Below are 15,125 nucleotides of genomic sequence, written 5' to 3'. Positions count from 1 at the left end.
CGCTTCAGTCTGGAACATTCACACCCATCTCAGGTTTAACGCAGTGCACCAATATAACGATGTGACACCTGTGCACGATAGATATCGTCTTCATCCGGTTCGACCGAGATCAGCCCTTCCTGCTGGATCGGGTGTGCAGATTCTGTTGGTGAATCTTGTGCTGTTTCAGAAATCTCCAGTACCATTTTGAGGCGCTGGATCAGATGATTCAAATCTGGATCCTGGGTTTGCTCTGCCAGTTGAATCACATGCCGGGCATAATCCAGGTTCTCTGCCAGATAAATTGCATCAATTACCCGACCGGAAACCCGTCGTAAACGTGCATAAATTAAAGTGGCCACTGAAAAAGCGTCATGGTTGCGTAACTGATTCTCTAACATCTTAACCCCCATTATAAAATTGAAAAATCAGGCAGCCATCGCTCCCCATCGACTGACCGCCTGATTTGCCATGTATAGAGCAAAATGCGTACCAGTTCCTCAATTTATAGTGTGAATATTATTTTTCTCTATCACATGCCACGGCCTTTCAGAGAATTTCAAAAGCTTTCAATATAAAAATACGGTAAACTTAGCGCAGTTTTTTATTTATCTTTTTTGGTCTCTCTATTATATGAATACCTCTCCACGTTTAAGCAATTATTGGGTCACCTGTGCCGATGGTCTGGAAACCTTATTAGAAGAAGAAATACAAGGCTTAGGTGTTCAGAATATTGAGCGTTTTCCGGGCCGTTTAACCTTTAAAGGTACACTGGAAAATGCTTATCGTATCTGCATGTGGTCACGTCTGGCTTCACGTGTCTTGATGCCGATCCACACGCATGAAATTGAATTTTCTCATGATGCCCGTGATGTGGCAGAAGAACTCTATGAAGGGGCTCTCAGCTTTGACTGGTCGCTGATTTTTGCACCACAAAGTACCTTTGCGATTCGTTTGCATGTCGAACGTGATATCAAGGTCAATACCCAGTTTGCGACTTTACGTGCCAAAGATGGTGTCGTAGATTCCTTTATGGAAGCCGTAGGCAAACGTCCAAGCATTGATACCAAACAGCCTGAAATTACCATGTATATTCTGGCAGGCAAGAAAGAACATACTTACTGCCTGGACCTGTCTGGCGACTCTTTGCATAAACGCGGTTATCGCCGCTTTATGACTGACGCCCCAATCAAGGAAAACCTGGCCGCTGCGATTCTGCAAAAAGGTGGTTTAAAAGCGTTAAATCCGGACATCATTGTCGATCCAATGTGTGGTTCAGGTACCTTTATTATTGAATCCCTAATGATTTTGACCGACCGTGCGCCTGGCCTGGTACGCCGTTTCGGTTTTAATGGCTGGAATGGTCATGACCATGAACTCTGGATGGGCATTAAAGCTGAAGCAGCTGAACGCCACCAAGCGGCAATGGAAAATCCATTACCGCAATTTTATGCCTTCGATGCAGATTGGGAAGCTGTAAAAGCGACACGTCAAAATATCATCGCGGCAGGTTTTGAAGCTGCTCTCGACAATATCATGATCGAAGAGCGTACTTTAAATGACTGGCCGGATTTTCAGGCTGAAGGCAAAAAAGTCTTCTTCGTGACCAACCCGCCTTATGGTGAGCGTCTCGGCGATAAAGCGCAAAACCGTTCTTTATACCTGGGTTTATCGGCTTTATTGCAAAAGAATTTCCCGAATCAAAAAGCGGCTGTGATTGCCTCCCAAGTGGAACAGGCCGATGTGCTGGCGTTCAATGATCCGCAAATCCTGCGTTTGATGAATGGTAAATTGCCGATCTATATCCGCTTCGGTACGGTTAAACCGGCCGCAGTGGTACGTCCATTCCTAGAAAGCTGGCAGCCTCAGCAGTTTGAACCGATTGAAGGTGCGATGGAGTTTGCCAACCGTCTGACCAAAAATATGCAAGCTCTAAAAAAATGGGCAGTCAAGGAACAGATCCATTGTTTACGTCTCTATGATGCAGATTTACCTGATTTTAACGTCGCAGTAGATCTGTATGGCGAGCGTTTGCATGTACAAGAATATGCGCCACCTAAAACTATTGATCCGGAAAAAGCCAAAAAACGTTTCAACCTGGCCTTACAGGCCATTCGTGCCGTGACCGGTTTGGGCCGTGATGCGATCTTTATCAAGACCCGTGCACGTCAGGAAGGTAAAAACCAGTACACCAAACAAAGTACAGCATCCAAGCGTTTTATCGTACAGGAAGGCAAGGCCAAGATTCTGGTCAACCTGACCGATTACCTGGATACCGGTCTTTTCCTGGATCACCGTCAAATGCGTTTACGTATTGCACGTGAAGCAAAAGGCAAACACTTCCTGAACCTGTACAGCTATACCTCAACGGCAAGTTTACATGCTGCTTTGGGTGGTGCTGCAAGTACAACCAGCGTCGATCTGTCGAATACTTATTTGAACTGGTCTAAAGAAAATTTTGTTCTGAACGGCTTAACCGTGGATCATGCGGATGAACAGCATCAGTTCTTTGCCTCTGACTGTTTCGAATGGCTAAAAGAAGGTCATGAGCAATATGAGCTGATCTTTATCGACCCACCAACCTTCTCAAACTCGAAGAAATTCTACGGGACCTTTGACGTACAGCGCGACCATTTGTCCCTGTTAAAACGTGCGATGAACCGCTTAACCACTGATGGTACCTTGTATTTCTCAAATAACTATCGTGGTTTTGAGATGGATGAAGAAATTCTGGCCTTCTTTGATGTTGAAGAAATTACCCAGGAAACCATTGGACCTGACTTCAAGCGGAATCAAAAGATTCACCGTGCCTGGAAAATCCGTCATCCGCAAGTGTAATTTGATGATGAATTAACTGTCTTTATCACGATTGATATCTTCTTTATTTTCCCTGAGCTGAGTTTTAAGCCATGCTTTAAAGCTCGCCGCAACAAGAATACAAAAGTGTTGCAATGCTCGAAGTTAAAAATAAGATTAAAAAAAACCCAGCCTAGGCTGGGTTTTTTGTTGCAAGGAGAAGCGGTTTAGTTAAGTTTCATTTTTTCAAAGATTAACTCACCTGCTTCAGCTTTCACCAGAATGGTATCGCCCGGCTGGAACTCTCCGCCCAGGATTTTCTGCGCCAGACCATTTTCAATACGCTGCTGGATTGCACGTTTCAGGGGGCGCGCACCATACAGTGGATCAAAGCCAGCATCGATTAACTGATCGAAAGCACTGTCATCTACCGACAAGCGCATATCACGTTCTGCCAGACGTTGACGTAAACGGTTCAACTGGATATCGGCAATACCGCGAATCTGGTCTTTTTCCAGCGCATGGAACACTACCAGTTCATCAATACGGTTAATAAATTCTGGACGGAAATGTTCCGATACCGCATTCATCACCACCGTACGGACTTCTTCTTTTGTGGCATTACCGCCCAATTCACGTACATCCTGCGAACCCAGGTTCGAAGTCATGACGATCACAGAGTTTTTAAAGTCCACTAGCCGGCCTTGCGAGTCAGTTAAACGGCCATCATCCAGTACCTGTAGCAAGATGTTAAATACGTCCGGATGCGCTTTTTCGACTTCATCAAACAAGATCACACTATACGGTTTACGACGTACGGCTTCAGTAAGCACCCCACCTTCTTCATAACCGACATAGCCCGGAGGCGCACCGACCAAACGGCTCACCGAATGTTTTTCCATAAATTCCGACATATCGATACGCACCATGGCATCGTCGCTGTCAAACAGGAAGTTCGCTAAGGCTTTGGTCAATTCTGTTTTACCCACACCCGTTGGTCCCAGGAACAGGAATGATCCACTTGGACGGTTCGGATCTGACAGACCGGCACGTGAACGGCGCACCGCATTAGACACCGCAACTACGGCTTCATCTTGCCCTACCACACGGTTATGCAGAAATTCTTCCATATGTAGAAGTTTGTCACGCTCGCCTTGCAGCATTTTCGCCACAGGAATTCCTGTGGCTGCACTGACCACTTCTGCGATTTCATTGTCGGTGACTTTGTTACGCAGCAATTTTGGCGTTGCACTTTCATCGGCTTTTTCAGCCAGCTCAAGCTGCTTTTGCAACTCTGGAATCACGCCATATTGCAAACGTGCTGCCTCGCCCAGATCACCTTCACGTTGCGCTTTTTCAAGTGCTGTACGCGCCTGATCCAGTTTGATCTGTACGTCTTTATTGCCTTCGACCAGCGCTTTATCTGCGCGCCAGACTTCTTCTAGGTCATGATACTCTTTTTCAACTGTGGCGATCTGATCAGACAAGTATTGAATCTCAGCTTTGGCACCTGAGTCTTCATCTTTTTTCACCGCTTCCAGCTGCATTTTTAACTGAATCAGACGGCGTTCCAGTTTATCCAGTGCTTCTGGTTTAGAATCGAGTTCCATTTTGATGCGCGATGCTGCTTCATCAATCAGGTCAATGGCTTTATCCGGTAATTGACGATCGGTAATATAACGATGCGACATTTTCGCCGCCGCAATAATCGCGGAATCCAGAATCTGTACCCCGTGATGGGTAGCATAGCGATCTTTCAAACCACGCAGAATCGCAATGGTATCTTCTACGCTTGGCTCATCGACAAGCACTTTCTGGAAACGACGTTCCAGTGCTGCATCTTTTTCAATATACTGACGATATTCATCCAGTGTGGTCGCACCGACGCAGCGCAGCTCGCCACGGGCCAGCGCAGGTTTCAGCATGTTACCGGCATCCATCGCGCCATCACCTTTACCGGCACCCACCAAGGTATGCAACTCGTCGATAAACAGGATGATTTCGCCTTCATGTTTGGCAATATCTTTCAGAACGGCTTTTAAGCGTTCTTCAAACTCACCACGGTATTTGGCACCGGCCAGCAAAGAACCCAGATCAAGTGATAAAACACGTTTACCTTTGAGTCCTTCAGGCACTTCACCATTGATAATCCGCTGCGCCAGACCTTCGACGATTGCGGTTTTACCGACCCCTGGCTCACCGATGAGTACCGGGTTATTTTTGGTACGGCGTGATAAGACCTGAATGGTACGGCGGATTTCATCATCACGGCCAATCACAGGATCAAGCTTGCCTGCCAACGCACGTTCAGTTAAATCAATGGTGTACTTATTCAGTGAATCACGCTGATCTTCATGATTATTGCTCATGACTTTTTCATCGCCTCGAAATTGATTAATCACTTGGCCTAAAGTCTCTGCCTTTACGCCAATACTATTTAATAAGGTTTTGGTATTTCCGGTTTCTGCCAGCGCCAACAGCACCCAATCCGTAGATAAAAACTCATCTCCGGCTTTTTGCGCAAAGCTGTCTGCCAGATGCAATACTTTTGCCGCTTCAGGACTGAGGTTGATATCTGCTGATGGATTGGTCAGGGTTGCCGCATTGCTCAATGCTGTTTGCAGCTTGGTTTGTAGCTCACGCAGATTAGCACCGGCCTGTTGCAGCAGGCTGACATTGGATGCTTCATCCATCAAGGTGGCCAAGATATGGATCCCATCAATGGAGGTATGATCCTTACTCATGGCCAGCGATTGTGCATCGGAAAGGGTTTGCTGCAGGCGATTGGTAAATTTTTCAAAACGCATTCTTGTTATTCCTCACAACAAATTTTCTACTTGATGGATATATGGGTGCACTTGATAAAATTTCAAATCATTTTTATATATTTTTCAAAAACTTAATATAAACATTTAGACAGTCTTTAATAATAATATTGGTGTAATCAAATCATATTTCAAGTGAGGTTAGAAGAATTTTTAAAGTGAAGATAAACAATTCATATTTTATTTAATTTACTCTGCTATTTTTCAGCTTAGTAGAGAATAGAGAGATATTTTTAGTACGGTTGCAACCTTCCTAGTAATCGCAATACTTCACTCAAACCATGTTCTGTTTGCATCAAGGATCTTGGCGTTTGATGATTCAAAAGCTTGTTAGGTGAATTGATAAAATGGCGCATCCAGCTCAAGTCTCCACCATGCAAGCTAAATAACTTTTGATAGATATTTACTAAAGCTATAGCTTTTTCGCCTGCTGTAGTATCTGGTTCTAATTCTTTTTCATTTATAACCAGAGATAATTCCGCCTCAGATAAACCCAGAATCAATGCAAGTTCGAATTCTTTCAGTTGCAACTGCTCAGCTAAGTTGAATACTGCTATAGCTAATACTTGGGATTTAGAAATACCTGTTTCACTATTCATTTTTATCAAATCATCTTGATGCGTCTTATTTCGATTATGCTGCTTTTATTGTTTTCCGGCCATGTTGTTTATCATCAAATTTAATTTCTCATAAAATTAAAACACCCTCGCTTGGAGGGTGCTTTAAAATAACAACACCATGATTATGGTGCCGGATTCGGTTGCTGACGGTGAATTGCCTCAATACCTTTCAGTATTTCCTCAGACAGATCAATTTCAAATGCCTGAATATTTTCTTTCAGCTGATCCAGATTGGTGGCACCAATAATCGTACTGGTCACAAAGAACTGCTGCTTGATAAAGGCCAAAGCCAATTGAGTGAGACTTAAGCCATGCTGTTCTGCCAGCTGGGCATATTGCTCGGTTGCCCATTCACTTTGCGGATTGCTATAGCGGCTAAAGCGGGAGAACAAGGTGACACGCGCATTGGCAGGACGTGCACCATGCCGGAATTTACCGGTCAAATAACCAAATGCTAAAGGTGAATACGCCAACAAACCTACATTTTCATATTGGGCAATTTCTGACATGCCGATTTCATAAGTGCGGTTCAGCAGGTTGTAAGGATTTTGTACACTGACGAATTTCGACAAACCTAACTTCTCTGCGAGGTGTAAGAACTTCATCATGCCCCACGGGGTTTCATTGGAAAGACCAATATAACGGATACGCCCTTTTTTAATTTCATCCTGTAAGGCGGTTAGGGTTTCTTCAAGATCTGTCACGGCACGGTCTTCTGCTGCTTCAGCATTGCCATAACCCAGCTTGCCAAAGAAATTGGTTGGGCGTTGCGGCCAGTGTAACTGATACAGATCAATATAATCCGTTTGTAGGCGTGACAATGACTGGTCAATGGCTGCTGAAATTTCATCGGCAACGAAACGGGTTTGACCATCCCGGATATGGCTACCACCTTGCGATGGTCCGGCAATTTTTGAGGCTAAAAAGAGTTTGTCACGGCCACCACGTGCAGCGATCCAGTTCCCGATAATACGCTCGGTAGCACCTTGCGTTTCAGGTTTTGGCGGTACCGGGTACATTTCCGCAGTATCCCAGAAATACAGTCCCTGATCTAAAGCATAATCCAGTTGCTGAAAAGCCTGTTCTTGCGTGTTCTGCTCACCAAAGGTCATGGTGCCCAAACAAATTTCTGGCAAAAGAATGCCGGTATCCGCCAACGGTCTGAATTGCATAAAAACATCCTGTGAATTTTATTCAGTGAATTGAGATCAAGTGGGCTATAGCCTATCGGAATTATAAGGGGAGCTTAAATCATCTTTTCTGAGAAGCTTGTTCTAAATTTTTATGTATTAAGTAATGACGCATAAAAAAGCAAATCCGAAGATTTGCTTTTTAATATCTGGATTATTCGTCTATGGCACCATCTGCAACTGCTTCAGACGCTTCTTCTAGTGAAGCATCAAAGATCAGGATGGCTTTACCATCGGTTTCGATCATGCCCTGCTCTTCTAGCGTTTTCAGTACGCGACCCACCATTTCACGGGAACAGCCAACAATGCGACCAATTTCCTGACGGGTAATACGAATCTGACGGCCATTCGGCAAAATCATCGCTTCTGGCTGTGAAGACAGGTCGATCAGGCAACGTGCAATCCGGCCTGAAACATCAATAAATGCCAGATCAGTGACTTTACGTGTGGTATTTTTCAAACGACGTACTAATTGAGCAAATACCGCATAGCTCAGATCAGGATATTGCTTGCTGATTTCGTGAAAGTTTTCATAGGTAATTTCGGCAATTTCACACACATCACGCGTACGAACTTCCGCAGTACGTTGTGGATTAACCTCGAATAGACCCATTTCCCCAAAGAAGTCACCCGCATTTAAATAAGCCACGACAATTTCACGATCATCATCTTCACGAAGAATGATGGATACAGACCCCTTCAAAATCAAATATAAAGATTTAGATTCTGATCCTGCATCAATGATCGTAGTACGTTTTGGATAACGATTAATATATGCACGTTTTAACAGTGCTTTCACGGATTCTGGTAATTGCCCCGGAGAAAGCGCATCTGTGCTCAATTGTGAAAAGTTTGAAGTCATGCTTACGGTTCCGAATATGGATAATGTATAGATCGCACAAGACCTAATGTGAACTTGTCACACAGTGGGATTGAAATTCCGTATCAACCCAATTTATGTTAGTGTACAGTTACTTGACAAATTTATAGCTTTTTTTAGGTAGTTGCAATGCAAACAAGCGTTCATTGGTTAGAGAATGTTGCTTTTGAAGCAAAAACTCAAAGTGGTCATACCATCATTATGGATGGTTCAGCGGAATATGGCGGTGAAAACCGTGGTCCCCGTCCAATGGAACTCCTTTTAACCGGTCTGGGTGGCTGTGCATCTTTTGATATTGTGACCATTTTAAAGAAAGCCCGTCAGGATATTAGCGATGTACGTTGTGAGTTAAAGGCTGAACGTGCGGATACAATTCCGGCAGTTTTCACGAAAATTCACTTACATTTTGTCGTGACAGGCAAAGCCATTAAAGAGAAACAGGTGGCAAAAGCCGTAGAACTTTCTGCAGAAAAGTATTGCTCTGCCAGCAAAATGCTTTCGGATGGCGGCGTTGAAATTACCCATGATTATGAAATTATCGAAGCAGAATAAAATCTAGATTCTGTAAAAAAAGCGGCTGGAAAAGCTGCTTTTTTTGTATCAGAAAATTGCCTTTTCTCAGAACCGCTGAACTGAATACTGATTGCCATCTTCAAAGCTCAAGATATTTTCTGGAAATCTTAAGGCGCCGAGTCGATGTCTGAACGCGACACCCTGTTGACGATCGAGATAGCGTTTACCCACTGAATAATCCACACAAAATACGTTTTGTTGCTGTCCATACCATTGCAGTGCATCGATCGATTTGAGTAAACCGGTTTTTTCTTCAGTAGATTTAAAGTTCCGCCAATAATGTCCAGTAATGACTGGAATTTGGTCGGTATAGCTGTCCCACCATGGCACGCGGTCGATCATCCGCCACCTTCCACCGGCATAAATCGGTTCTAAGGCGATTTTTTCCGCACCAGAAGTAATGCCCCGAATCGGATTGTGCATTTGCTCACGTAGCTCTTTTTCTGCGAGATGTTGCAATAAAGGTAAAGTTACAGCCGGGTCTTTGAACTGGTGTTGGTAGCGTTGCTGCTCTATCTGGATGAATTCATTAATACCTAAGGCTTGCAGATCCAGCGCTGTATGTTGAACGAAATCAGCATAGGCTTCGCCAAGCGAAGTAAAACCAGAATTGCGTAATTGATCAATTGATCCTTGATGCCAACAGGCATGTACAACACGCAGCTGCTCCGACTCCAAGGCCAACGGTAAGCTATTTAAAAAATCCAGAATCCATTGTCGATCTTTGATTGAGGCTTGGATCGAATCAAAAGGTTTCAGATCATCCTGATGCGGTGAACCAAAAAACCAGCCATTGCCTTCCCGCAAAGTATCGGTCAATAGGTTCAATTCATGATTACCCATCACACATTGTGCATAGCCTTCATCTACCAGCTGTTTGACGCGTTTGATCACCGCAACACTGTCTTGCCCCCGGTCACATAGATCACCGACAAAAATTAGTTTGCGCTGTTCTGGATGATGACCATTCCGGTCATAACCTAATACCTGGATCAGTTGTTCCAGCGCGGCAATCTCACCATGAATATCCCCTACGATATCCACGGGACCAGTGAAAGCCTGCTGTATAAATGAGTACTTCATTTATGCATCCTGAATTAAGTCTAAAACAGAATATACCCCTAATAAGTATCCTTTAAATTTATGAAGATCTGAATACAGAATGAATCATCATTTAAATAAATCAATGTTCAGTATTGTAAGTTTAAGTGAAATCATGAGCTTAATTTTTATGAAGACGCTTATCTTGTTCTTAAAAGTATTGGCAAATGCCGACTATGCTGCTTGAATATTTAAGAGCTTGATCTGATATTTTTATATTTGATATTTAGTTCAGTGGAGGCTGAAATACTTATGAAATAAAAAAAATTACATTTCAATAGCGTAATAAAAAAAGCCCATTCTTAGAATGAGCTTTTAGAATCTTGGTAGGTATATCCAGACTCGAACTGGAGACCTCTACGATGTCAACGTAGTATCTTAATAGCAAAAACAATAGCTTATTTTAATTTGGGATAATCTTGGTCTAAACGTGACTTTATCCACAAGTCTTTGAATCCTTGTGTAAGTCAATTATATCATCTATTTTGATTGAAATAGAGGGGAAAATATAATGGAACAACCACACATTTACTGTGATAGAAAAATTATTAAGTGCTCTGTATGTAGAGCGCAGGATGACTATAGTTTTAATGATACCCAGCACTTTTCTATTATTGCTGCTGCGGAAGGCAAACAAACTCGTGGGCTCTACTCTATTGAGAGTATTAAATGTAAAGAATGCAATAAGGTGGCTAAGAACAATCAGGATCCCTATTTTTATTATTAAGGAATTTTTATGATAACATGAACCTATTTTTATATAGAGCACCCGATAAAGAATGGGGAGATTTTTAGGGAGTTTAAATAAAATTAATCTTCAAATAATTTGATTTTCCAATATTCTTAGCTAATATTAGAAAATATAATAACTTATAGAGAAGCCATTATGTCTACTAATTCAAACCAGTTTATTGCATTTGAAATCAATGGTGCTGATGATTTAGAAATTTCAGAAAACACGATTGGGGGGCAAATGAATGGCGTTCTTAAGAGTAACTCAAAAATCAATAAATTAAAGATTTCTAATAATACTATTCTTAATACGAATGAAACTAAAGTCCTACTCGAATTAATCAATACTCTTGAGCCAGCATGTGATATACCAGAATCAATTAAAAATGATATTCTAAATGAAATAAAAAATTTAGAAGAGGTTCAAACAGCGCAAGAAAAAATTACAATTTTTAGAAAAATTGCAAACATTTGTGAAAACTTGGTTCATTTCGGTGCTAGTGCAGTAACAATTACACCAAGTGTTAATAGTTTAATTTCACAATTACCTTTATGAATCAGTCAGCTGTAATAACTGTAGTTGGAGATAACTCCGGCATTCGGAACCTCACACTGATTAATTCAGGAGATCCAAATGCCACCGCAGTCATAATTAAAGGAAACAATTTCAGATCAGAGAATATAACACTAGAGAATTTTTCTATTGGTTACTTCTCTGAAAATCAATCAGATATTTCTATAAATCATAATTTATTTTTATTGCCGACTAACAAAAGCATTCCAATTGTAAGAGCGGTTTTATTTACTAATTGCAAGAGTATAAAGATTAAAAATAACACAGTGATTTTCGAGTCTGTAATTAACTTTCAAAAAATCAAAAATGCAAGACAAGTAACAATTAAATCAAGTGAATACAGGATATTGCAATCATTGATTCAAAAAAAATTCTCTCATGTTAGTTTCTGGAAATTCCTATTTTAAATAACCCCAATACAAATACCGACATTCCCATTCGTCGTAATCGAATGAGCTGTGCAACCTGATAAGAGGATGCACAGCATTAAAACCTTAATTACGCTTTTCATAGTCAATTAACACTTTAGCTACAGCCTTAGCAGCCAGCCAGTAACGCGCATTGAATCGGGCAAGTTCATCTTCATTGGAGATAAAGCCAAGCTCTATAATTAAGCCGCCGGCATTCACGTATGCCAGGCGACCTCGCGCTGATTTGGATTGATCAATCCAACCGTTGTCACCGCGCAAACGACTGCCCAATGCATCCGCTACAGCTCTGGATAAGTCCTGTGCAAGTTTCTTGTCTTTAGGCAAAGCAATGGTTTCCACACCATTTGCCTGTTTTGATGTTGCAGCATTCATGTGAAATTCGACTGCCACACTTGAGCCTTGAATTAATTTTACCGCAGCAGACAATGGGTCGTTCTTGGTGCCAGTACCATCAGTCTTAACCTGTAGCCCTGCTTCACGTAAATAGTGAGTTACTGCATTTCGGAAATTGACGACCAGATCCGCTTCTTTAATTTTGCCATTGACTGCACCGGGGTCTGTATTACTGTGCCCTGCTGTAACTGTGACAAAACCTAAGGACTGATTGTGTAATTGTGGCTGTGCGATTTTACGACCTACCCAGCTTAGGGCTGGCAATACAGTACCAATGATAAAAGGCGCATATTGCTCGGGGATAAAATTAAAGTCTAATGCCCACTGTAGTGCTAAAACTGCAAGCATTAAAAAAGCCCCCAGTAGTGGGAGCTTTACGGATAAGTACTGAAGTGCACTTTCTTGGATTAATTTCATTTTTCCTCTCTCATATTTCGTTCATAAAGTTTGTTGCGGATTTCTTCAACCGTTCTTAAAAGTTGGTCAGATTGTTTTTCAAGAACTTGGATGGACTGGCTATTTGCCATTGTCTGAGTGTTTACCGTGTCTGTCTTGCTTGTTTGAGTATTCCATGCGACTACAAACAAGCCAGCCAAGAAAATACCACCAAAGCGTACAAGACTTGTGGTGTTATCAATCTTGGTTTTGCTCTCATGGAGTACCCTGATTTGCATGTCCATTTCTTTAAACTTTGGATCAATCTCATTTCGGACTTGCTTAATCTCACTTTTAAAGCTTGACTTGGCTCGATCTAGGTCATCTTGCAGATTGTCCCGAGTCTGAGTTAAGTCATTCCGAGTTTGCTGATGCTCTTTATTGAGCTGCTCCAACTGCATATTCATGCGGTCAAGTTTTTGGGGCATTTCAGCTAACTTATCCATGCTTTTAGATATGTCATTAATCTTGTCTGAGATGGCAAGAAGCTGCCCTGCTGTTGCTACCGGTGGATCAGTTGAGTAGTCATTTGACATTGCGCCCCCTAAATTTTGGTAATAAAAAACCCTGATCTAATTAAGGATCAGGGTTCGGATGTGTTTATTGTGTTAAATCGCCGCGCTTTCACAGATGCTAAAATAATTAAATTTTAATGATCCAGAGATAGCTGTATTTAAAGTCAGTGGGTTGAAGTTAACAGCTCGAATGATTTGGTCATAAACTGTATTTGCTGAAAACTCACCAAGTGCTACCCCGCCCAGGCCTACGGAAACACTACCAGAGGTTCGATCCTTAATTTCAAATCGAACCCGGTAATATTTACCTGCCTTTACATCTAATTGCTGTGATACTGCACCCGTACCATTTAGCACTAAATCACCACCGGAAACAGACCAGCCCGCACCCAATGTCCAAGCACCTTGCGCAGCAAATAACGGCTCATCAACCAATTCAACCGCACCATCTACTCGCGCCCAATCACCTAATCCCAATCCGTTCGCAGTATACAAACGGTTCTTTGTTGTAGCTGTGAAACGCTCACCGATATAGCGCGGAGCAACTGTACCAATCGGGGTTAGTTGCGCACCGATACGCCCGTCGACACGCTGATCGTAATCTAAGCCACCCCATGTATTTTTCAGCGTGGCTTTCGTGGTGGTGATGTTTGTTGCCTTGCCATCTGTTGTTTTTGATCCTTGGAATGCTAAACCGTAGGTCGTAGTAGCGTTACCAGTTGTACTGTCATTAATATGAATCTGATCAAAAACCACATTGCTTGCATCTGTGTTAGCTCCTGAATTATTCACTTTCATTACCGGTACAGTTGAAAAATCAGCACTGCCTTGCAAGCGGATGTATGCATTTTCTACCTTGAGTCCTTTGTGTGAATTGGATGCATAAATCAGTGGACTTGCAACTGTAATGTTGTTTGCAATCAGCATGAGGTTTTTGATATTAACTGCATAGTTGCGCTGTGCATCATCTGCTGCATTTGAGTAGATCGCATTGATAATGCCCGCAGCAGTATGATCAAACTCAAGATAGCAACTATTAATGTTAAGCGCCTGGCTGTACCCAAGAATCTGAACAGGATAGCGTGCATCTCCTTCATGCGTGATTCGCTGGATATCAATCCCGAGTAAACCGCCGATTTGTAGCCCGACTTTTGTTGCACCGCCATTCGCTGTACTTGAATACAAATGACCGATCGATAATGCGTTGCATTGAAAGAAGAAACGATAGTTTACGTCATTCCACATTGAAAAAAGCTGTCCGATTTTACCGGTCCAGCTATAGTAGAAGTTAAACCCACGCCCCACCCCTTTATTTCGAATTGATGTTAAATTGTCTATATCAAAATAGTGTAAGTGCTCGCATGACCAACCATCGTAATCATAGTTGTTACCATCAACAGCAATATTTCTAATTATAATATCATCACATCTTTTGAGTGTTGTTTCACCAAGTCTGATACCGATGTAGTTGCCATTTTTTCGGAAAAGAACCCCATTTAACCCACCGCGTTCACCTCGAAACTCGCCATCATAAAAAATATTTGATTTAAAGGTTATCGTCTGACTCGTATCATAGATGCGTGATGGAAAAAATAATCGACCTCCACCTTTCTCAGATAAATCATCGATTGCAGCCTGAGCAGCAATCCCCCAGTCCGCCATTCCATTAACCCAGTAATCATCAACCAATACAGGAGCTGATTTCCGGAGTGATTCCAGCCGAGAGTCCACCTCGGCGTTGACTGCTTTAATTTGATCATTAAATAGTTTTTGGGTAGAGCCATCATATTCTACTAGATCGGCGGTCCACCCATTGGCCCCGGCTCCTGCTGCAAGTGCTACATTTATCGCATTTTGTAAATCGTCTAATTTCACCATACCTGTTTGAAGCATTGCTTCAAAAAGTTGTGAAAGCATCGGAACAGATTTATAAGGAGCACCATAACGAGGTGTAACTATTTTGACCTCATTGGCTGCCTCACCAAGACTTTTGACATCCAGTCTACCCTCAATAAGGTCTTGCTTTGTAATTACGTCAGCCATGTTTCTCTCCGGCATTAAAAAACCACCCAAAGGTGGCT

Annotated in this window: 14 protein-coding genes; 5 read left to right on the top strand and 9 right to left on the bottom strand. The window is 42.3% G+C overall.

The features are described 5' to 3' along the window. Window positions 1–35: 35 nt before the first annotated feature. Window positions 36–380, bottom strand: coding sequence for a hypothetical protein (locus ACTL4S_RS07965; protein WP_441299116.1), 345 nt, complete (start codon window positions 378–380; stop codon window positions 36–38). 232 nt (window positions 381–612) lie between these two features. Between ACTL4S_RS07965 and rlmKL the strand changes: the two genes are divergently transcribed. Further along, window positions 613–2,817 carry a bifunctional 23S rRNA (guanine(2069)-N(7))-methyltransferase RlmK/23S rRNA (guanine(2445)-N(2))-methyltransferase RlmL gene (gene rlmKL / locus ACTL4S_RS07960; RefSeq protein ID WP_441299115.1) on the top strand — a complete coding sequence of 735 codons (2,205 nt, stop codon included), beginning with the start codon at window positions 613–615 and terminating at the stop codon, window positions 2,815–2,817. A 185-nt stretch (window positions 2,818–3,002) separates the two neighbouring features. Here rlmKL and clpB read toward each other — a convergent pair whose 3' ends face one another. The 4 genes from clpB to crp form a co-directional block, all read right to left on the bottom strand. Then, complete coding sequence (gene clpB, locus ACTL4S_RS07955; protein ID WP_441299114.1) at window positions 3,003–5,582, bottom strand: ATP-dependent chaperone ClpB; 2,580 nt, start codon at window positions 5,580–5,582, stop codon at window positions 3,003–3,005. A 251-nt stretch (window positions 5,583–5,833) separates the two neighbouring features. Further along, window positions 5,834–6,199 carry an antitoxin Xre/MbcA/ParS toxin-binding domain-containing protein gene (locus tag ACTL4S_RS07950; protein ID WP_004646580.1) on the bottom strand — a complete coding sequence of 122 codons (366 nt, stop codon included), beginning with the start codon at window positions 6,197–6,199 and terminating at the stop codon, window positions 5,834–5,836. Between the two features lie 143 nt (window positions 6,200–6,342). After that, complete coding sequence (locus ACTL4S_RS07945; protein ID WP_441299113.1) at window positions 6,343–7,392, bottom strand: NADP(H)-dependent aldo-keto reductase; 1,050 nt, start codon at window positions 7,390–7,392, stop codon at window positions 6,343–6,345. Window positions 7,393–7,564: 172 nt separating this feature from the next. Beyond that, window positions 7,565–8,272: a cAMP-activated global transcriptional regulator CRP gene (crp, locus tag ACTL4S_RS07940; RefSeq protein ID WP_004280141.1), complete on the bottom strand. Its 708-nt coding sequence runs from the start codon at window positions 8,270–8,272 to the stop codon at window positions 7,565–7,567. 147 nt (window positions 8,273–8,419) lie between these two features. Between crp and ACTL4S_RS07935 the strand changes: the two genes are divergently transcribed. Further along, window positions 8,420–8,842, top strand: coding sequence for an OsmC family protein (locus ACTL4S_RS07935; protein ID WP_005171632.1), 423 nt, complete (start codon window positions 8,420–8,422; stop codon window positions 8,840–8,842). Between the two features lie 66 nt (window positions 8,843–8,908). On the opposite strand, the gene ACTL4S_RS07930 is transcribed toward ACTL4S_RS07935, so the two are convergent. After that, the gene (locus ACTL4S_RS07930) at window positions 8,909–9,946 is read right to left on the bottom strand and encodes a metallophosphoesterase (RefSeq protein WP_441299112.1); all 1,038 of its coding nucleotides are present in this window, start codon (window positions 9,944–9,946) and stop codon (window positions 8,909–8,911) included. A 529-nt stretch (window positions 9,947–10,475) separates the two neighbouring features. On the opposite strand from ACTL4S_RS07930, the gene ACTL4S_RS07925 reads away from it, so the two are divergent. The 3 genes from ACTL4S_RS07925 (at window position 10,476) to ACTL4S_RS07915 (ending at window position 11,677) form a co-directional block, all read left to right on the top strand. Then, the gene (locus tag ACTL4S_RS07925) at window positions 10,476–10,691 is read left to right on the top strand and encodes a hypothetical protein (protein ID WP_441299111.1); all 216 of its coding nucleotides are present in this window, start codon (window positions 10,476–10,478) and stop codon (window positions 10,689–10,691) included. 159 nt (window positions 10,692–10,850) lie between these two features. Next, the gene (locus ACTL4S_RS07920; RefSeq protein WP_441299110.1) at window positions 10,851–11,252 is read left to right on the top strand and encodes a hypothetical protein; all 402 of its coding nucleotides are present in this window, start codon (window positions 10,851–10,853) and stop codon (window positions 11,250–11,252) included. After that, entirely contained in the window at window positions 11,249–11,677 is a 429-nt protein-coding gene (locus tag ACTL4S_RS07915) for a right-handed parallel beta-helix repeat-containing protein (protein ID WP_441299109.1), read from the top strand. Before ACTL4S_RS07920 ends, ACTL4S_RS07915 begins: the two co-directional genes overlap by 4 nt. An 87-nt stretch (window positions 11,678–11,764) precedes the next feature. Here the strand turns inward: ACTL4S_RS07915 and ACTL4S_RS07910 are convergent, their stop codons facing one another. From ACTL4S_RS07910 to ACTL4S_RS07900, 3 genes are all read right to left on the bottom strand, one after another. After that, window positions 11,765–12,511 (bottom strand): N-acetylmuramoyl-L-alanine amidase, encoded by a 747-nt coding sequence (locus tag ACTL4S_RS07910; protein WP_441299108.1) that lies wholly within the window; start codon window positions 12,509–12,511, stop codon window positions 11,765–11,767. Further along, window positions 12,508–13,065: a coiled-coil domain-containing protein gene (locus ACTL4S_RS07905; protein ID WP_441299107.1), complete on the bottom strand. Its 558-nt coding sequence runs from the start codon at window positions 13,063–13,065 to the stop codon at window positions 12,508–12,510. Before ACTL4S_RS07905 ends, ACTL4S_RS07910 begins: the two co-directional genes overlap by 4 nt. Before the next feature lie 72 nt (window positions 13,066–13,137). After that, window positions 13,138–15,087: a hypothetical protein gene (locus ACTL4S_RS07900; protein ID WP_441299106.1), complete on the bottom strand. Its 1,950-nt coding sequence runs from the start codon at window positions 15,085–15,087 to the stop codon at window positions 13,138–13,140. Window positions 15,088–15,125 lie beyond the last annotated feature (38 nt).

It is taken from the genome of Acinetobacter lwoffii (genome assembly GCF_052078135.1).
Taxonomy (GTDB): Bacteria; Pseudomonadota; Gammaproteobacteria; order Pseudomonadales; family Moraxellaceae; genus Acinetobacter; species Acinetobacter lwoffii_Z.
The sequence above is the reverse complement of the archived record's forward strand: the minus strand, read 5'-3'. Positions and strand labels throughout refer to the sequence as shown.